This is a genomic window from Enterobacter sp. DC4, assembly GCF_000568095.1.
Lineage (GTDB): Bacteria > Pseudomonadota > Gammaproteobacteria > Enterobacterales > Enterobacteriaceae > Enterobacter > Enterobacter pseudoroggenkampii.
This window is the reverse complement of sequence record NZ_AZUB01000001.1, coordinates 375,876-395,355: the sequence shown is the minus strand read 5'-3', so window position 1 is coordinate 395,355 and position 19,480 is coordinate 375,876. Positions and strand designations below refer to the sequence as shown.

Here is a 19,480-nt window from a genome sequence, read left to right as displayed (position 1 = left end):
GAATGATTGAAGCAGAGTGTAGAAGAAATGAGCGGAGGTGTTCGTAATGAAGCGTAAGCAAATGCCGCATCGGGTGATGCGGCAAGGCGTTATCAGGCCAGCGTGCTAATGCGTGCCAGCTGTTCGAAGTAGTCCGGGAAGGTTTTCGCGGTACATTTCGGGTCAAGGATCGTGACAGGCGTATCTGACAGCGCCACCAGCGAGAAGCACATCGCCATACGGTGATCGTTGTAGGTTCCGATTTCCGCAAACTGCAGTTTTGCAGGAGGCGTGACGCGAATGTAGTCTTCGCCCTCTTCCACCTCGGCACCGACTTTTCGCAGCTCTGTCGCCATCGCGAACAGGCGGTCCGTCTCTTTTACGCGCCAGTTGTAGATGTTACGCAGCGTGGTGGTGCCTTTGGCGAACAGCGCCGCCGTGGCAATGGTCATCGCCGCATCCGGGATATGGTTCATGTCCATGTCGATGGCGTTCAGCTCACCGTGGGTACAGGAGATAAAGTCATCGCCCCAGGTGACAATGGCGCCCATTTTTTCCAGCACGTCCGCAAAACGGATGTCGCCCTGCACGCTGTTACGGCCAATACCGGTCACTTTTACCGTTCCGCCTTTAATCGCACCCGCGGCCAGGAAGTAGGACGCGGATGACGCATCCCCTTCAACCAGGTAGTTGCCCGGAGACTGGTACTGCTGTGCCCCGCGCACCACGAAGCGCTGATAAGACTGGTTTTCTACCTCAACGCCGAAGGTTTTCATCAGGTGCAGCGTGATATCAATGTACGGTTTGGAGACCAGCTCGCCTTTAATCGTGATAACTGTATCCTGCGGGGCCAGCGGCGCGGTCATCAGCAGTGCCGTCAGGAACTGGCTGGAGACGCTGCCGTCAACCTCGACGTGACCGCCGGTAAAACCGCCGCGCAGACGCAGTGGCGGATAGTTTTCCTGCTCCAGATAGTCAATCTGCGCGCCGCCCTGACGCAGGGCATCCACCAGGTGACCAATCGGGCGCTCTTTCATGCGCGGCTCGCCGGTCAGCACGATGTTGTTGCTTCCCAGGCACAGGGCCGCCGCCAGCGGGCGCATCGCGGTACCCGCGTTGCCCAGAAAAAGCTCAAGCTCTTCACCCGAGCGCAGCGCGCCGCCGTTGCCGGTCACTTCGCAGCGGGTACGATCGTCGGAGAGAGTGTAATGAACGCCCAACGCTTTCAGCGCATTGAGCATATGGCGCACGTCATCGCTGTCCAGCAGGTTTGTAAGGACGGTGGTGCCGTTTGCCAGAGCTGCCAGCAGCAGAGCGCGGTTCGAGACACTTTTTGAACCAGGCAGATTAATGGTGCCATCTACCCGCGCGATAGGTTGTAACGTCAGGGATTCCATGAAAACTAAACTCTCAACTCAACATAATAAAAACCCCGCAGGAGCGCTGCGGGGGTGAAAAACAGCAAATTAACCGTGACGACGTTCGAAGTCGATCATGAAATCCGTCAGGGCTTTAACGCCTTCCAGCGGCATCGCGTTATAGATGGAGGCACGCATGCCGCCAACGACACGGTGACCTTTGAGCGCATGCAGACCTGCCGCGAAGGACTCTTCCAGGAACACTTTGTCCAGGTTGCTGTCCGCCAGCTGGAACGGTACGTTCATGCGGGAACGGTTAGCGTTCGCTACATCGTTGCGGTAGAAATCGCTCTTGTCGATCACACCATACAGCAGTTCAGCTTTCTGCTGATTCACCTTGTCCATCTGCGCCACGCCGCCGTTTTGCTTCAGCCATTTGAAGACCAGGCCGGAGAGATACCAGGCAAACGTGGGTGGGGTGTTGAACATAGAATCGTTGTCGTTCAGCACGGTGTAATCAAGAATCGACGGGCAGGATTTATGTGCTTTACCCAGCAGATTTTCACGCACGACGACGATAGTCAAACCGGCCGGACCGATATTTTTCTGCGCGCCCGCATAGATAACGCCGTAGCGGCTGACATCAATTGGGGCAGACAGAATGCTGGAGGAGAAGTCGGCGGCAACCACGACATCGCTGCCGAAGTCTGGCGTCTCGTCGATGGCAATCCCGTCAATGGTTTCGTTCGGGCAGTAGTGCAGATACGCTGCATTATCAGAAAGCTGCCACTCGCGCATTGGCTTCACGGCGCGGAGACCGTCAACGGTCACTTTGGCGTCGATCACATTCGGCGTGCAGTATTTATGCGCTTCTTTAATGGCGCTTGCTGCCCAGTAACCCGCATCAACGTAGTCAGCCGTCGTTTTGTCACCGAGGATATTCAGCGGAATACCCGCAAACTGGCCGCGTCCACCGCCGTGACAGAACAATACTTTGTAGTTCGAGGGAATATTCAGCAGATCGCGAAAATCCTTTTCTGCCTCTTCTGCCACCTGAATAAACTCTTTACCCCGGTGGCTGATTTCCATCACCGACGTACCGAGACCGTTCCAGTCACAAAGTTCCTGTTGAGCCTGTTTAAGCACGTCTGCCGGCAACATTGCCGGACCTGAACTGAAATTAAAGACTTGAGCCATTTCCCCTCACCACGCTAAAAGCCATAAGTTATAACTGTGGATATCGGTTTTATCATTCAGTGACACGCGCCGCAATGTCTAAAACTTATGACCCGTGAAACGTGCCCCGCGTCACACAAAACAATCTGCCGCCTCGTTAAGACAAAACCGACAAAATGGCTGTCAGGTGATGCGTTTGGCCCGGCTAACCTTCGTCCATTCCGGATTTGCACAGCGGGGGCATAATTGACGATCCCCCGGCTGCATCGCGACGACATGGCTACATCTCACGCAGGCATACTCGCCTGACTCAGGTATGGTTCTGAAACGCTCGACCAGCATATCCGGCAGGATACACAGTCCCGGCTTCACCTCGTCGTCAGAATAGTAATAAACGCTGATCTGCCCGTTGGTTTCCATGATCGCCAGACGCACCTGCCCGAGCTGTTCAACGCTGTTCAGGCGTAGCTCCATAAAGAACTCAAACTCGGTCATATTGGCGCTTTGTACATTTTCCCAGGCCAGCTGTCCGTCCTCGACGATAACAACCGGCTTCCCTTCAAGCAGATCTTCCAGCTTTTCGCTTTTCGACATCAGCCACATGACAAGACGGTAAAGTAGCGCCAGTGAGACAAAAACGATAAACACCGGCACCATCGGCACATCATCATAGAAGGCGACGTCCCCCGCCGCTGAACCCAGCGTCAGAATAATCAACACCTCAAAGAGCGACATCTGCCGTACGCCGCGACGGCCGGTGATTTTAAGAAACAGGAAGACAAGTACGAAGGTATACAGGCTGCGCAGCGCCACTTCGCCCAGAAATTCAGGAGGAACTTTATCAAACGCCATCCGCTGGAGATCAAATGCTTTCATTTTTCTATGCCTTAACAGTCAGTTACTGCCACTAAGCATAGTCCAGCCATTTATTTTCGCCGAAGATAGCACCCGTCACGCAAAACCCGTATCATTGCGCGCTTTACGTACGATAAAAGTGACCGCCATGACTCAAACGTTTATCCCCGGCAAAGACGCCGCCCTGGAAGATTCCATCGCTCGCTTCCAGCAGAAACTGACCGACCTGGGTTTTAACATCGAAGAAGCCTCCTGGCTCAATCCGGTGCCTCATGTCTGGTCCGTGCATATTCGCGACAAAGAGTGTGCCCTGTGCTTTACCAACGGTAAAGGCGCGACAAAAAAAGCGGCACTGGCCTCTGCGCTGGGTGAGTATTTTGAGCGTCTGTCCACCAACTATTTCTTCGCTGACTTCTGGCTGGGCGAGACCATCGCTAACGGCCCGTTCGTTCACTATCCAAATGAAAAATGGTTCCCGCTGACCGAAGATGACGAACTGCCGACAGGTATTCTCGACGCGCGCCTGCGTGCCTTCTACGATCCGGACAACGAACTGACCGCCAGCATGCTGATCGATCTGCAGTCCGGTAACGAGGATCGCGGTATCTGCGCCCTGCCGTTTACCCGTCAGTCTGACGAGCAGACCGTCTATATCCCGATGAACATCGTCGGCAACCTGTATGTGTCCAACGGTATGTCCGCCGGTAATACCCGCAATGAAGCGCGCGTGCAGGGTCTGTCTGAAGTCTTTGAACGTCACATCAAAAACCGCATCATCGCTGAATCCATCAGCCTGCCTGAAATTCCGGCAGACGTGCTGGCACGCTACCCGGGCGTAGTGGAGTCCATCGCCAAGCTGGAAGCAGAAGGTTTCCCAATCTTTGCCTATGACGGCTCTCTGGGCGGTAAGTACCCGGTCATCTGCGTCGTGCTGTTTAACCCAACCAACGGCACCTGCTTCGCCTCCTTCGGCGCGCACCCGGACTTCGGCGTAGCGCTGGAGCGTACCGTTACCGAGCTGCTGCAGGGCCGTAGCCTGAAAGATCTCGACGTGTTTACGCCGCCAACGTTTGACGACGAAGAAGTGGCCGAGCATACCAACCTTGAAACCCACTTCATCGATTCCAGCGGCTTAATTTCCTGGGATATGTTCAAGCAGGACGCCGACTATCCGTTCGTGGACTGGAGCTTTGCCGGAACCACGGAAGAAGAGTTCGCTACGCTGATGGCGATCTTCAATGCTGAGGATCAGGAAGTGTACATTGCCGATTACGAGCATCTTGGCGTCTACGCGTGCCGCATTATTGTTCCGGGCATGTCCGACATCTACCCTGCTGAAGATCTTTGGCTGGCGAATAACAGCATGGGTGCGCACCTGCGCGAAACGCTGCTGGCACTGCCGGGCAGCGAATGGGAGAAAGAAGATTATCTGAACCTGATCGCTCAACTGGACGAAGAAGGCCACGATGACTTCACCCGCGTACGCGAACTGCTGGGTCTGGCGACCGGTAAAGACAACGGCTGGTATACCCTGCGTATCGGTGAGCTGAAAGCAATGCTGGCCCTGGCGGGTGGCGATTTGGATCAGGCTCTGGCCTGGACCGAGTGGACCATGGAATTCAACCAGTCGGTCTTCTCTGCCGAGCGCACCAATTATTACCGCTGCCTGCAAACCCTGCTGCTGCTTGCACAGGAAGAGGATCGCGAACCGCTGCAATACCTGAATGCTTTCGTGCGTATGTACGGTGCTGAAGCCGTAGAAGCAGCCAGCGCGGCCCTGAGCGGCGAAGCGCCGTTCTATGGCCTGCAGGCTGTTGATAGCGATCTGAAAGCCTTCCCGGCGCATCAGTCGCTGCTGAAGGCCTACGAAAAGCTGCAGAAAGCAAAAGCCGCTTACTGGTCAAAATAAGCGCACATAACATTACCAGCAGTAGGCGTATTCAATCGTCTGGGCTATATTACGGGGCAATTTCATTGCCCCGTTTTTTATTTTCTTCGGCAATGATTGTTGATTGTAATAATAAAGTTAAATACGGGTAAATATAATAATATTGATCTGGGCTTTACTGTTACTTTTTATGGTTAATACTCCATATTAATTAACTGCTTCAGAGGTGGCTGAACGAAAAAATTCAACTCTTTTCATAACTTTTAAAATTTATTTTTATACGGATAATCAAATACTTACTCCGCATTTGTCGTAAAACCATACACACTGCGGGCCTATAAGCCAGGCGAGATATGATCTATATCAATTTCTCTTCTATAATGCTTTGTTAGTATCTCGTCGCCGACTTAATAAAGAGAGAGTTAGTGTGAAAGCTGACAACCCTTTTGATCTTTTACTCCCCGCTGCAATGGCTAAAGTTGCCGAAGAAGCGGGTGTCTATAAAGCAACGAAACACCCGATGAAGACGTTCTATCTGGCGATCACGGCTGGTGTGTTCATCTCTATCGCTTTCGTCTTCTATATCACCGCCACCACCGGTACTGCCGGAATGCCTTTCGGCATGGCCAAACTGATTGGCGGCATTTGCTTCTCACTGGGTCTGATTCTCTGCGTCATCTGCGGCGCCGACCTCTTCACCTCAACGGTGCTGATTGTCGTGGCCAAGGCCAGCGGAAGAATTACCTGGGGTCAGCTGGCACGTAACTGGCTTAACGTCTACGTGGGTAACCTGGTTGGCTGTCTGCTCTTTGTTTTGTTGATGTGGCTTTCTGGCGAGTACATGACCGCCAACGGTGGCTGGGGCCTTAACGTCCTGCAAACCGCCGACCACAAAATGCACCACACATTTATCGAAGCCGTTGCTCTCGGCATCCTCGCTAACCTGATGGTCTGCCTGGCTGTATGGATGAGCTACTCGGGTCGTAGCCTGATGGACAAAGCCTTAATTATGGTTCTGCCGGTTGCGATGTTCGTTGCCAGCGGCTTTGAGCACAGTATCGCGAATATGTTCATGATCCCAATGGGCATTGTTATTCGCGACTTTGCGAGCCCGGAGTTCTGGACCGCAGTTGGTTCATCCCCGGAAAGTTTCTCTCACCTGACTATTATGAATTTCATTACTGATAACCTGATCCCTGTCACTATCGGGAACATTATCGGTGGGGGTCTGTTAGTTGGGTTGACATACTGGGTCATTTACCTGCGTGGCGACGATCATCATTGATGGTTTTCTCAGGCAGTAAATAAAAAATCCACTTAAGAAGGTAGGTGTTACATGTCCGAGCTTAATGAAAAGTTAGCCACAGCCTGGGAAGGTTTTGCGAAAGGTGACTGGCAGAATGAAGTAAACGTACGTGACTTCATTCAGAAAAACTATACCCCGTATGAAGGTGACGAATCCTTCCTGGCTGGCGCAACTGACGCGACCACCAAGCTGTGGGACAGCGTAATGGAAGGCGTTAAACTGGAAAACCGCACTCACGCGCCAGTTGATTTTGACACCTCCGTTGCTTCCACCATCACTTCTCACGATGCTGGCTATATCAACAAAGCCCTTGAGAAAATCGTTGGTCTGCAGACTGAAGCACCACTGAAACGCGCAATCATCCCGTTCGGTGGCATCAAAATGGTTGAAGGTTCCTGCAAAGCGTATAACCGCGAGCTGGACCCAATGCTGAAAAAAATCTTCACCGAATACCGCAAAACCCACAACCAGGGTGTATTCGATGTTTACACCAAAGACATTCTGAACTGCCGTAAATCTGGCGTTCTGACTGGTCTGCCAGATGCGTATGGCCGTGGCCGTATCATCGGTGACTACCGTCGCGTTGCGCTGTACGGTATCGACTTCCTGATGAAAGACAAATACGCTCAGTTCGTGTCTCTGCAGTCCGATCTGGAAAACGGCGTAAACCTGGAAGCGACTATCCGTCTGCGTGAAGAAATCGCTGAACAGCACCGCGCGCTGGGTCAGATCAAAGAGATGGCGGCTAAATATGGCTGCGATATCTCTGGTCCTGCTACCAACGCTCAGGAAGCTATCCAGTGGACCTACTTCGGCTACCTGGCCGCAGTTAAGTCTCAGAACGGTGCAGCAATGTCCTTCGGTCGCGTATCCACCTTCCTGGACGCGTACATCGAACGTGATATCAAAGCAGGCAAAATCACCGAGCAAGACGCTCAGGAAATGATTGACCACCTGGTCATGAAACTGCGTATGGTTCGCTTCCTGCGTACTCCAGAATACGATGAGCTGTTCTCCGGTGACCCAATCTGGGCAACAGAATCCATCGGTGGTATGGGCGTTGACGGCCGTACTCTGGTAACCAAAAACAGCTTCCGCTTCCTGAACACCCTGTACACCATGGGTCCTTCTCCGGAGCCAAACATCACCGTTCTGTGGTCTGAAAAACTGCCTCTGAACTTCAAGAAATTCGCCGCTAAAGTGTCCATCGACACCTCTTCTCTGCAGTACGAGAACGATGACCTGATGCGTCCGGACTTCAACAACGACGATTACGCTATCGCTTGCTGCGTAAGCCCAATGGTTGTTGGTAAACAAATGCAGTTCTTCGGTGCGCGTGCAAACCTGGCGAAAACCATGCTGTACGCAATCAACGGCGGCGTTGATGAAAAACTGAAAATGCAGGTGGGTCCTAAGTCTGAGCCGATCAAAGGCGACGTTCTGAACTTCGATGAAGTCATGGACCGCATGGATCACTTCATGGACTGGCTGGCTAAACAGTACGTCACTGCGCTGAACGTTATCCACTACATGCACGACAAGTACAGCTACGAAGCCTCTCTGATGGCGCTGCACGACCGTGACGTTATCCGCACCATGGCGTGTGGTATCGCTGGTCTGTCCGTTGCTGCTGACTCCCTGTCTGCAATCAAATATGCGAAAGTTAAACCAATTCGTGACGAAGACGGCCTGGCTGTAGACTTCGAAATCGAGGGTGAATATCCGCAGTTTGGTAACAACGACTCTCGCGTTGATGACATGGCGGTTGACCTGGTAGAACGTTTCATGAAGAAAATTCAGAAACTGACTACCTACCGTAACGCTATCCCGACTCAGTCTGTTCTGACCATCACCTCTAACGTTGTGTATGGTAAGAAAACCGGTAACACCCCAGACGGTCGTCGTGCTGGCGCGCCATTCGGCCCAGGTGCTAACCCAATGCACGGTCGTGACCAGAAAGGTGCGGTTGCCTCTCTGACCTCCGTTGCTAAACTGCCGTTTGCTTACGCGAAAGATGGTATCTCTTACACCTTCTCTATCGTGCCAAACGCGCTGGGTAAAGACGACGAAGTGCGTAAAACTAACCTCGCGGGTCTGATGGATGGTTACTTCCACCACGAAGCGTCCATCGAAGGTGGTCAGCACCTGAACGTGAACGTAATGAACCGTGAAATGCTGCTCGACGCGATGGAACATCCTGAGAAATATCCTCAGCTGACCATCCGCGTATCTGGCTACGCAGTACGTTTTAACTCCCTGACTAAAGAACAGCAGCAGGACGTTATCACCCGTACTTTCACTCAGTCCATGTAAGTGGAATTGACTGAAATCACGCGTTAACAAGCGTACAATAAAGGCTCCACGTCAGTGGGGCCTTTTTAGCACCCTCTCCACCTCAGTCTCTTTTGTCCGCTATCTATACTGAATGGATAACAGCCAAAACAGACTTAACACAGCCGGCTTTGAGCTGTGCATACACAGGCCCGGGACGGGCCGATGATGGAGATATCACCGCAATGTCAACTATTGGTCGTATTCACTCCTTTGAATCCTGTGGCACCGTCGATGGCCCGGGTATCCGCTTTATCACCTTTTTCCAGGGCTGCCTGATGCGCTGCCTGTACTGCCATAACCGTGACACCTGGGACACGCACGGCGGTAAAGAAGTCACCGTCGACGATCTGATGAAAGAGGTGGTGACCTATCGCCACTTTATGAACGCCTCCGGTGGCGGTGTGACCGCATCCGGCGGTGAAGCCATTCTGCAGGCTGAATTTGTCCGCGACTGGTTCCGTGCCTGCCGCAAAGAAGGCATTCATACCTGTCTCGATACCAACGGCTTTGTACGTCGCTACGATCCGGTGATTGATGAACTGCTTGAGGTGACCGATCTGGTGATGCTCGATCTCAAACAGATGAACGATGAGATCCACCAGAACCTCGTTGGTGTTTCAAACCACCGTACGCTGGAGTTTGCCAAATACATTGCCGATAAGGGCATCAAAACCTGGATCCGCTACGTGGTGGTGCCAGGCTGGTCAGATGACGACGACTCCGCGCACCGCCTGGGGGAATTTACCCGCGATATGGGCAACGTCGAGAAAATCGAGCTTCTGCCCTATCACGAGCTGGGTAAACATAAGTGGGTGGCTATGGGTGAAGAGTACAAACTCGATGGCGTGAAGCCGCCGAAAAAAGAGACGATGGAACGCGTCAAAGGTATTCTTGAACAGTACGGTCACAAGGTGATGTATTAAAGAAAAGGCCCGGTAAAAACCGGGCCTTTTTATATTCTATTTAAAGACGCCGTTAATAACGGCCGTCACAATCGCAGTACTCAGCGCAATTAAGACCAGGTCGTCACCCACTACGCGCCATTCATAGCCGGGATAGGAAGGAAGCTGGTCCAGCATTGAGGCCGGCACGGCCTTCTTCGCAATACCTGGAGGCAGTGGTTTACCGCGCGCCAGGTTTTTTGCGATCCCCGGAGGCAGAGACTTATAGCCCGTTAAGCCGTAATTCACGGCCAGATGGCGGGCATGATCGAAGCTCACGCGAGCATCAACGTCATTACCGACATCTTTGCTGTTTTTGAAGTTCTTATCCGATTTACCAGGGTTATCCTGACCGTTATTTTGCTTATTACCATGGTTACCAGCATTACCAGAATTCCCGTTACCATGATTGCCGCTGTTACCCTGTCCGCCTCCGTTTCCGTGACCATTGCCGTTCCCGTTGCCAGGATTAGCCATGACCGGAGCCGTTGCAAACGTTAAAGACAACACTACGGCCAGTGCGGTAGTGGAAAAACGACGAATAGACATGATTGCTGCCTTATTGTGGTAGGAGTCACCTGAATTATCGTCCGGCACAATAAACAAACAATAAGTAAAACTCTGAGTTGTGGTGGGGACAAAAAAGCCTGTCATCGACAGGCTTTTAATTCATCAGGCATGAGCCACAGGCGTTGGGTGTTCGCCGGCTTTACGCAGCAGCATTAACAGATAAATAAACGATACGCTGGCGATCATGATAAATAATAAATTATCAGAGTAATTCTGCATCAGCATCGCGGTAAACGTCGGCCCTAATAAACTGCCGATGGTATAGCTCAGTAACAGCGCCTGGTTCATTGCCACCAGCTGGTGATGTTCTACTTTCTCACAGGCCCAGGCCATCGCAACCGGATAGAGCGTAAAGCCGGCGGCCCCGAGAATAAACAGCGCAGGCGCCATCGCGGCGTTGCTGAGCATGGCAAGACAGCCCATGATCACCACGAAGACCTGAACGCGCAGCACCAGCAGACGACCGAAACGATCCGCCAGACGGCCAATCGGCCACTGCCCGACAATACCCGCGCTTACCATGACCGCCATCCAGAAGCCAATTCCGGAATCGCTGACGCCCTGATGATTAAGATAGAGCGGCATCAGGCCATAGAGCGAGCCCAGTACAATCCCCGAGATAATGCAACCGTTAACGCCCAGACGCGCCTGACGGAGTCTGAGCATTGGCCAGACGTGTGTCGCTTCCTGATGCTCGCTGTTCTGGTTCACAATGCGCGTGAAGAGCAGCGGCAGGATCGCGGCCAGCACCATGCCCGTTACCCACGGCAGAACGCTCATCAGGTCGGTTGGCAGCTTGCTGACCATCAGTTGTCCCAGCACGGTGCCGACGTAGTAAACCATCATATAGGCCGCCAGCAGGCGTCCACGGTTGCGGGAGGTGCCGCTGCACATGAGCGCACTTTCAACCACCACCCAAATCATCGCGCAGCCTACGCCAGCGATAAAGCGCCATGCCATCCAGCTCCAGAAGCCGACCATCAGGCCCAGCCCGGCACACCCGGCGGCGAAAATCAGCGATGCCAGATAATAGCTGCGATTAAAGCCAAAGCGCTTAATCAGGCTCCCGGTCACCAGCGTACCCAGCAGGTTCCCGGTAAAAAAGGACGAGCTGACCATACCCACCTGCCAGGTCGGTAAGTTTTCATGGGCGAGCCACAGCGGGACGAGCGTATTTAACACTGCTATCGCCAGGGTCAACAGAAGCAGGCCACAGAGCAACAGCAGCACTGGCCGGGTATAGGTGGTCATGGATTAAAAACCGTGAGGAAGTTCAGATTTCGTGCGCATCATGCCACTGGCAAAAACAAAGTCAATCCACTGATTTAGCCGCCTCGCACAATATGTTCCCTGTCGATTTAAAAAACTTATCCTGCTAATGCCACGCCTGCTATAGATATTAATTATGTCTCTGTTTTCATTTATTAATGGGCAAAATTAAAACAAAACGACAGTCGAAAAATTTCATGATCGAAAAAATAAAAAGCCGGGCACTCAGGCCCGGCTTGATATAACCCAATACACCGTTAACTGGCGACAGCCATACCAACGGTCATATGCAACCCGTAGAACACGCCGCGACCAATCAGTTCACCCGCCAGTACAAGCACAAAAGCCAGTGACAGCAGCGGCAGCGCTGGCTGATAACCTTTGAGCTGAGGGGCAATCCAGAATACCAGCGCGGCGACCAGCAGAACGATACGCCAGGCCATCAGAGAACCGTAGTCCGGCACCAGGGCAGAGGCCTGCTGGATAGAGCTGTGAATGGTTGCCAGTTCAGAACCCTGCATCAGGGCGACCATCGCACTCACTACCAGCGCCAGCAGCGAAACAGCGGGCAGCAAACGCATTGCCCACCCGTCTACGCCCGCCACGCGCAGCAGCAGGTAGCCCAGCAGCGGCCCGCCGATAAACATCGTCAGGAAGAAGCTCATCGGCGTCCAGACGCTGTACCAGGTGGGAACGGTATCGATAGTGTTATAGACACGCACCATCATCCACACGAACACCACGCCCAGCACCATGGTCACGATCAGCCACAGGCTGCGCAGACCCGCAGGTAATTTCTTCAGCACGGCCAGCAGCCAGCCCAGGCCACCGACGGCAAAGAAAATTGCCCCGCTGGCAATCTCATTACTGAGAGACGAGGCCCCCACGCGGTTCAGAGAATTGAACGCGCGCATTGGTGAACCGAGGTGCAGCGTAGAAGCAATAAAGCCAAGCCCCATCAGTACCCACAGGCCAAACATGCTCAGCACCAGACGCTGCTGCTGTTCAGCATTGAGATTACCCTTCAACAGCGCCAGCGCGAGCACAATGAAGCCACCCGCCACGCACTGACCAAAGACCGTGAAGATCATCAGCGGCCATTCATGCCATCCACTTCCCATCTCACACCTCCTTCGGATTTGCCAGGTAGCCGGTGGTGTCACCTGTAGGACGGCTGTTGGCGTTAGGTTTAATCACAATACTTGGCTTCGTGAAGTGCGCAGACGGCAGCGGCGCCACGGCGGCAAGCTGACCATGTTTTTGACGCAGCTCTTCAATAGGACCCAAGTCCAGCGCGCGCAGCGGACAAGACTCGACGCAAATCGGCTTTTTGCCATCCGCTACGCGGGTGTGGCAACCATCGCATTTGGTCATATGGCCTTTAGCGGCATTGTACTGTGGCGCGCCATACGGACAGGCCATATGGCAGTAGCGGCAGCCGATACAGACATCTTCATCCACCACCACAAAGCCATCTTCGCGCTTGTGCATCGCCCCGCTCGGACAAACCTTCGTGCAGGCAGGATCTTCACAGTGGTTACAGGCAATCGACAGGTAGTACGCAAAAACGTTCTGATGCCAGACGCCGTTATCTTCCTGCCAGTCACCTCCGGCGTATTCGTAGATGCGGCGGAAGCTGACGTCCGGGGTCAGGTCTTTGTAATCTTTACAGGCCAGCTCGCAGGTTTTGCACCCGGTGCAACGGCTGGAATCAATAAAAAATCCATACTGGGTTGTCATCGGCTACTCCTTAAACCTTTTCAACCTGGACAAGGTTTGTGTGGGATGGGTTGCCCTTCGCCAGCGGCGACGGACGCTGCGTGGTCAGCACGTTAATACTGCCCGCCTGGTCGATGCGGTTGGCATCAGGGCTGTACCAGGCCCCTTCCCCCAGCGCCACCACGCCTGGCATCATGCGCGGCGTCACTTTGGCCTCAATGTGCACCTCGCCGCGACCGTTGAAGATGCGTACGCGATCGCCATTGCTGATGCCGCGTGCTTTAGCATCCATCGGGTTGATCCACATCTCCTGACGGCAGGCGGCTTTCAGCACGTCGACGTTGCCGTAGGTCGAGTGCACGCGCGCTTTGTAGTGGAAACCGGTCAGCTGCAGCGGGAATTTCGCCGTCAGCGGATCGTTGTAGTTTTCGAAACCTGGCGTGTAGATCGGCAGCGGATCGATAACGTCCCCTTCCGGCAGCTCCCAGGTCGACGCGATTTTTGCCAACTCTTCGGAGTAGATTTCGATTTTGCCCGACGGCGTGGTCAGCGGATTCGCCTGAGGATCTTCACGGAACGCTTTATACGCTACGTGATGCCCTTCCGGATCGCGCTGTTTGTACATACCCTGCTTGCGGAAAGTATCGAAGTCCGGCAGGTCAGGGATCGCTTTACGGGAGAGTTCATGCAGATGACGCATCCACCCTTCCTGAGTACGTCCCTCGGTAAACTGCTGCTCAACGCCAAGACGTTTCGCCAGCTCAGAGGTCATCTCATAGATGGTTTTGCACTCGAAGCGCGGTTTAATCGCCTGGTCGGTAAAGATCACATAGGACATGTTGCCGCAGGAGGCGTCCAGCGCGAAATCCATCTGCTCAGAGGCGGTGCAGTCCGGCAGCAGGATATCGGCATATTTCGCCGAGGAGGTCATGTGGCAGTCGATCACTACAATCATCTCGCACTTCTTGTCATCCTGCAGGATTTCATGGGTGCGGTTGATTTCTGAATGCTGGTTGATGAGACAGTTACCGGCATAGTTCCAGATCATCTTGATCGGCACGTCCAGCTTGTCTTTGCCGCGTACGCCGTCGCGCAGGGCGGTCATTTCCGGACCCCGTTCGATCGCATCGGTCCACATAAACATGGAGATGCTGGTCTGAACCGGGTTATCCAGCGTCGGCATACGTTCGAACGGCACTTCATATGAGCCTTCACGCGCGCCGGTGTTACCGCCGTGAATGCCGACGTTGCCGGTCAGAATGGAGAGCATGGAGATGGCACGGGTCGCGATTTCACCGTTCGCATGACGCTGCGGCCCCCAGCCCTGGCTGATGTAGGCCGGTTTGGCTGAGCCAATCTCACGCGCAAGCTGAACGATACGCTCTGGCGGGATGCCGGTGATGGTGGACGCCCATTCCGGTGTTTTTGCTACACCATCGCTGCCCTGACCGAGGATATACGCCTTGTAGTGACCGTTTGCCGGCGCGCTGGCGGGCAGGGTTTTCTCGTCATAGCCGACGCAGTATTTATCCAGGAAAGACTGATCAACAAGGTTCTCTGTGATCATCACCCACGCCAGGGCGGAGACCAGCGCCGCATCGGTACCCGGACGAATGGGGATCCACTCATCTTCGCGTCCGGCACCGGTGTCGGTATAGCGCGGATCGATGATGATCATGCGGGCATTGGATTTAGCGCGAGCCTGTTCGAGGTAGTAGGTTACTCCGCCACCGCTCATGCGGGTTTCACCCGGGTTGTTACCGAACAGCACGACCAGCTTACTGTTTTCGATATCGGACGGGCTGTTGCCGTCAGCCCAGCCGCCGTAGGTGTAGTTCAACCCTGCCGCGATCTGCGCCGAGGAGTAGTCGCCATAGTGATTGAGATAACCGCCGCAGCAGTTCATCAGGCGCGCCACCAGCGTTTTACCCGGTGGCCAGGAGCGGGTCAGCGTGCCGCCAAGCGTCCCGGTACCGTAGTTCAGGTAGATAGATTCGTTACCGTACTCTTTAATCAAACGCTGCATGTTGGTGGCGATGATGTCGTAGGCTTCGTCCCAGCTAATTCGCTCGAACTTCCCTTCCCCGCGCTTACCGACGCGCTTCATCGGGTATTTCAGGCGGTCCGGATTATAGACACGACGACGCATGGAGCGACCACGCAGGCAGGCACGGACCTGATGTAACCCTTCGTAGTTATCGTCCCCGGTATTGTCGGTTTCGACATATTTAATTTCACCATCCACCACATGCATACGTAGCGGACAACGGCTACCGCAGTTGACGGTACAGGCACTCCACACCACTTTTTCCGGCGAAGTGGCCGGAGACAGAGCCTCTGCCGCCGACGCCAGTCGGGTAAAGGGGAGCGTGAAGGCACTGCTGGCTACGGCCAGGCCACCTATGGCCGTGGTTTTCATCAACCCACGGCGAGTGACCTCGGCAGCCATTAATGCTTCAGGCGCGTTGATTTTCATAGAGACTCACTTTGGTTGCTCACAAAGAAAAGAGAGGCGGCGCATACCGCTATGTAGTTTTATATATAACGAATATCTTCGTTATCAGCTTTTTGTGCTGACTTTCATTCGGAGGAGTATTACTACTTTAGAGGGAGAGGTTATTGCTTCGTATCAAATCAAAGGCATAAAAAAAGCGCCCTGAGGCGCTTTTTTGTTTTAAGACAAATATTAGCCGATGTACTGCTGGCCTTTCATGTATGGACGCAGCACTTCAGGGATCTCAATACGACCATCTGCCTGCTGGTAGTTTTCCAGCACGGCAACCAGCGTACGGCCTACAGCCAGACCAGAACCGTTCAGGGTATGCACCAGACGGGTTTTCTTGTCAGATTTGCTGCGGCAGCGAGCCTGCATGCGGCGCGCCTGGAAATCCCAGACGTTAGAGCAGGAGGAGATTTCACGGTAGGTGTTCTGCGCAGGCACCCACACTTCCAGGTCGAAGGTTTTGCAGGCGCCAAAGCCCATATCACCGGTACACAGCGCCATACGACGGTACGGCAGACCCAGCAGCTCCAGCACTTTCTCAGCGTGGCCGGTCATCTCTTCCAGCGCGTCCATGGATTCTTCAGGACGGACGATCTGCACCATCTCAACCTTGTCGAACTGGTGCATACGGATCAGACCACGCGTGTCGCGACCGTAAGAACCGGCTTCAGAACGGAAGCACGGAGAGTGCGCCGTCAGTTTGATTGGCAGGTCGTCTTCGTCAATGATCTCATCACGCACGAGGTTAGTCAGCGGCACTTCAGCGGTTGGGATCAGCGCGTAGTTGCTGCTGTCTGCTTCTTCGTCCAGCGGACGGGTATGGAACAGATCGCCGGCAAATTTCGGCAGCTGGCCCGTACCGTACAGCGTATCGTGGTTAACCAGATACGGTACGTAGGTTTCGCTGTAGCCATGCTGCTCGGTGTGCAGATCCAGCATGAACTGCGCCAGCGCACGGTGCAGATGGGCAATCTGGCCTTTCATCACCACGAAGCGAGAGCCGGTCAGCTTAACCGCTGCCGCAAAGTCCAGGCCCGCGTGCATTTCGCCCAGCGTCACGTGATCGCGCACCTCGAAGTCAAACTCACGAGGCGTGCCCCAGCGTTTCACTTCAACGTTGTCGTTTTCATCTTTGCCGACAGGCACGCTGTCGTCAGGAATATTCGGGATAGCCAGGGCAATATCACGAATCTCGGCCTGAAGAACGTCCAGCTCAGCTTTCGCCTGATCCAGTTCTTCACCCAGTTTGTTCACTTCCAGGCGTAATGGCTCAATATCTTCCCCGCGCGCTTTCGCCTGGCCGATGGATTTCGATCGAGAGTTACGCTCTGCCTGCAGATTTTCAGTTTGTACCTGCAGAACTTTACGACGCTCTTCAAGAGCGCGCAGCTTATCTACATCCAGCTTAAAGCCCCGGCGTGCCAGTTTTTCAGCGACTGCGTCTGGCTCATTACGCAGCAGATTGGGATCGAGCATGCTTATCCTGTGCTTATCGAATTAAAATAGGAAAATGTGACCACAGCCTGCGGCCACAAGGATACATTGCCAACATTACCGCAACGATTGAACTAACGGTAGCGTTTTATAGGGCTATTTTGATCCTGTCCGGCGAGCCAGGTGAGCTTTTCACCAATCTTGCCTTCAAGACCTCTGTTTGTGGGGTGATAATAGCGCGTTTGTGCCATCTCCTGCGGGAAATATTCCTCCCCGGCAGCGTAGGCATTGGGTTCGTCGTGAGCGTAGCGATACTCCTGCCCGTAACCCATCTCTTTCATCAGCTTGGTCGGCGCGTTACGCAGATGAACCGGCACATCGTAGTCCGGGCGTTCGCGCGCGTCGGACATCGCCGCTTTGAAGGCGGTATAAACCGCATTGCTTTTCGGCGCGCAGGCCAGATAGACAATCGCCTGCGCTATGGCACGTTCGCCTTCCGCGGGTCCAACGCGGGTGAAGCAGTCCCAGGCCGACAGCGCGACCTGCATGGCGCGAGGATCGGCATTGCCGACATCTTCTGATGCAATCGCCAGGCAGCGACGCGCGACGTATAACGGATCGCCGCCCGCAGTGATAATGCGCGCGTACCAGTAAAGCGCCGCATCCGGCGCGCTGCCGCGCACGGACTTATGCAGCGCCGAGATCAGGTCGTAAAAACGGTCGCCTTTGTTATCGAAACGTGCGCTGCGCTCCCCGGCAATTTCGGTGAGCAGTTCCTGCTTCAGCACCCGCTTCCCGGCATCGTCAACTTCGGCCATATCGGCCATCATTTCCAGCGTATTCAGCGCCCGACGCGCATCGCCGTTGACCAGCTCGGCAATCGCACGACGCGTGTCGTCAGGCAGAACGATATCCTGCCCGCCGTAGCCCCGCGCTTTGTCGTCCATCGCCTGAGTAAGAACCTTTTCGATATCCTCGGTCGTCAGCGATTTGAGCAGGTAAACGCGCGCGCGGGAAAGCAGCGCCGAGTTCAGCTCAAACGACGGGTTTTCGGTGGTCGCGCCGATGAAGAAGATCGTGCCGTCTTCAATATGCGGCAGGAAGGCATCCTGCTGGCTCTTGTTGAAGCGGTGGACTTCGTCCACGAAGAGGATGGTGCGCCGCCCGGCATTGCGGTTCTGCCGCGCACGCTCGATCGCTTCGCGGATCTCTTTCACGCCGGAGGTGACCGCCGAGATGCGTTCAACGTCCGCGTTGGCATAACGGGCGATCACTTCTGCAAGCGTGGTCTTGCCGGTGCCAGGGGGCCCCCAGAGGATCATGGAGTGAAGATGCCCGGCCTCAATGGCGCGCGGCAATGGCTTACCGGCAGCCAGCAGGTGCTGCTGGCCGATGTACTGCGCTAAATTTTCTGGCCGCATGCGAGCGGCCAGAGGTTGAAACGCGTTATCTGAAAAATCGAGCGACAGATTGCCCACTCACGCCTCTTACTTATTGCGTTGGTCGTCCACCGTTACGCCCTTCGGCGGGGTAAAGGTGAATTTCGATGCATCAACGGCGCCGTTCTGCTGAGATTTAAGCTGGTAGCTGCTGCGCTGATCGTCCTGCTCAACCGCGCCGAACTGATTAATGGTACCGTTGGTGCTTACGTTAATGGTGAACTGTTTCAAGTTGCCGTTGCTGCCTTTCGGCGTCAGGACAAACTCGTCACCCGTCTGTTTAATATTGTACTGCTGCCAGTCGCTGGCCTGGTTACGGGCAATCAGCATAAACGGCGTATTGCTGGTGGCATCCTTCAGCCAGGTCGCCGTAGCCTGCTCAACGAACGGGTTGAAGAACCATAAGGTTTTGCCGTCAGATACCAGGATGCTCTCATCCGGCTGGGTCATGTGCCAGTTGAACAGATTCGGGCGTTTTACCCACAAATCTCCCTGGCCTTCCTGCACCGCGTTGCCGCTGCCGTCAGTCACTTTTTGCGTGAAGCTGGCGTGGAAGCTGCTTACTTTATCCAGTCGGCTTTTAAGGTCGCTGGCTGCATCAGCCCAGACGCCGCTGGCGACAAAACTGGTGAGTAATGCACAGGCGATGGCGATTTTTTTCATTGTTATTCCTTAAAATACGTCTTCCCGATATGGGGTTTCCGTCTTC

Annotated in this window: 15 protein-coding genes; 4 read left to right on the top strand and 11 right to left on the bottom strand. The window is 54.2% G+C overall.

Going from position 1 to position 19,480, the window contains the following annotated elements; translation table 11 throughout:
• Positions 1–92: 92 nt before the first annotated feature.
• From aroA to P349_RS22140, 3 genes are all read right to left on the bottom strand, one after another.
• A complete protein-coding gene (aroA, locus tag P349_RS22130; protein WP_024907795.1) occupies positions 93–1,376 on the bottom strand; it encodes a 3-phosphoshikimate 1-carboxyvinyltransferase in 1,284 nt (427 codons plus the stop codon).
• A gap of 69 nt (positions 1,377–1,445) precedes the next feature.
• Positions 1,446–2,534: a 3-phosphoserine/phosphohydroxythreonine transaminase gene (serC, locus tag P349_RS22135; protein ID WP_032649190.1), complete on the bottom strand. Its 1,089-nt coding sequence runs from the start codon at positions 2,532–2,534 to the stop codon at positions 1,446–1,448.
• Positions 2,535–2,696: 162 nt separating this feature from the next.
• On the bottom strand, positions 2,697–3,389 hold the full coding sequence (locus tag P349_RS22140) for a DUF421 domain-containing protein (RefSeq protein WP_032649192.1): 693 nt from the start codon (positions 3,387–3,389) through the stop codon (positions 2,697–2,699).
• 127 nt (positions 3,390–3,516) lie between these two features.
• Here P349_RS22140 and ycaO point away from each other — a divergent pair, with 127 nt between their 5' ends.
• The 4 genes from ycaO to pflA all read left to right on the top strand — a co-directional run bounded on the left by ycaO (position 3,517) and on the right by pflA (position 9,819).
• On the top strand, positions 3,517–5,277 hold the full coding sequence (gene ycaO, locus P349_RS22145; RefSeq protein ID WP_032649194.1) for a 30S ribosomal protein S12 methylthiotransferase accessory factor YcaO: 1,761 nt from the start codon (positions 3,517–3,519) through the stop codon (positions 5,275–5,277).
• A gap of 406 nt (positions 5,278–5,683) precedes the next feature.
• On the top strand, positions 5,684–6,541 hold the full coding sequence (focA, locus tag P349_RS22150; RefSeq protein WP_008499974.1) for a formate transporter FocA: 858 nt from the start codon (positions 5,684–5,686) through the stop codon (positions 6,539–6,541).
• 51 nt (positions 6,542–6,592) lie between these two features.
• A complete protein-coding gene (gene pflB, locus P349_RS22155; RefSeq protein ID WP_024907798.1) occupies positions 6,593–8,875 on the top strand; it encodes a formate C-acetyltransferase in 2,283 nt (760 codons plus the stop codon).
• Positions 8,876–9,078: 203 nt separating this feature from the next.
• On the top strand, positions 9,079–9,819 hold the full coding sequence (gene pflA / locus P349_RS22160) for a pyruvate formate lyase 1-activating protein (protein ID WP_024907799.1): 741 nt from the start codon (positions 9,079–9,081) through the stop codon (positions 9,817–9,819).
• Between the two features lie 36 nt (positions 9,820–9,855).
• Here the strand turns inward: pflA and P349_RS22165 are convergent, their stop codons facing one another.
• The 8 genes from P349_RS22165 to lolA form a co-directional block, all read right to left on the bottom strand.
• A complete protein-coding gene (locus tag P349_RS22165; protein ID WP_032649196.1) occupies positions 9,856–10,386 on the bottom strand; it encodes an anti-virulence regulator CigR family protein in 531 nt (176 codons plus the stop codon).
• Positions 10,387–10,509: 123 nt separating this feature from the next.
• Positions 10,510–11,658 (bottom strand): MFS transporter, encoded by a 1,149-nt coding sequence (locus P349_RS22170; protein ID WP_008499979.1) that lies wholly within the window; start codon positions 11,656–11,658, stop codon positions 10,510–10,512.
• 275 nt (positions 11,659–11,933) lie between these two features.
• Positions 11,934–12,797 (bottom strand): dimethyl sulfoxide reductase anchor subunit family protein, encoded by an 864-nt coding sequence (locus P349_RS22175; protein WP_032649198.1) that lies wholly within the window; start codon positions 12,795–12,797, stop codon positions 11,934–11,936.
• A gap of 1 nt (position 12,798) precedes the next feature.
• The gene (locus tag P349_RS22180) at positions 12,799–13,416 is read right to left on the bottom strand and encodes a DMSO/selenate family reductase complex B subunit (protein ID WP_032649200.1); all 618 of its coding nucleotides are present in this window, start codon (positions 13,414–13,416) and stop codon (positions 12,799–12,801) included.
• 10 nt (positions 13,417–13,426) lie between these two features.
• On the bottom strand, positions 13,427–15,871 hold the full coding sequence (gene dmsA, locus P349_RS22185; protein WP_032649203.1) for a dimethylsulfoxide reductase subunit A: 2,445 nt from the start codon (positions 15,869–15,871) through the stop codon (positions 13,427–13,429).
• A gap of 210 nt (positions 15,872–16,081) precedes the next feature.
• The gene (gene serS / locus P349_RS22190) at positions 16,082–17,374 is read right to left on the bottom strand and encodes a serine--tRNA ligase (RefSeq protein ID WP_008499983.1); all 1,293 of its coding nucleotides are present in this window, start codon (positions 17,372–17,374) and stop codon (positions 16,082–16,084) included.
• Positions 17,375–17,466: 92 nt separating this feature from the next.
• Positions 17,467–18,810 (bottom strand): replication-associated recombination protein RarA, encoded by a 1,344-nt coding sequence (rarA, locus tag P349_RS22195; RefSeq protein WP_029739490.1) that lies wholly within the window; start codon positions 18,808–18,810, stop codon positions 17,467–17,469.
• 9 nt (positions 18,811–18,819) lie between these two features.
• Positions 18,820–19,434 carry an outer membrane lipoprotein chaperone LolA gene (gene lolA / locus P349_RS22200; protein ID WP_032649206.1) on the bottom strand — a complete coding sequence of 205 codons (615 nt, stop codon included), beginning with the start codon at positions 19,432–19,434 and terminating at the stop codon, positions 18,820–18,822.
• Between the last annotated feature and the right edge of the window lie 46 nt (positions 19,435–19,480).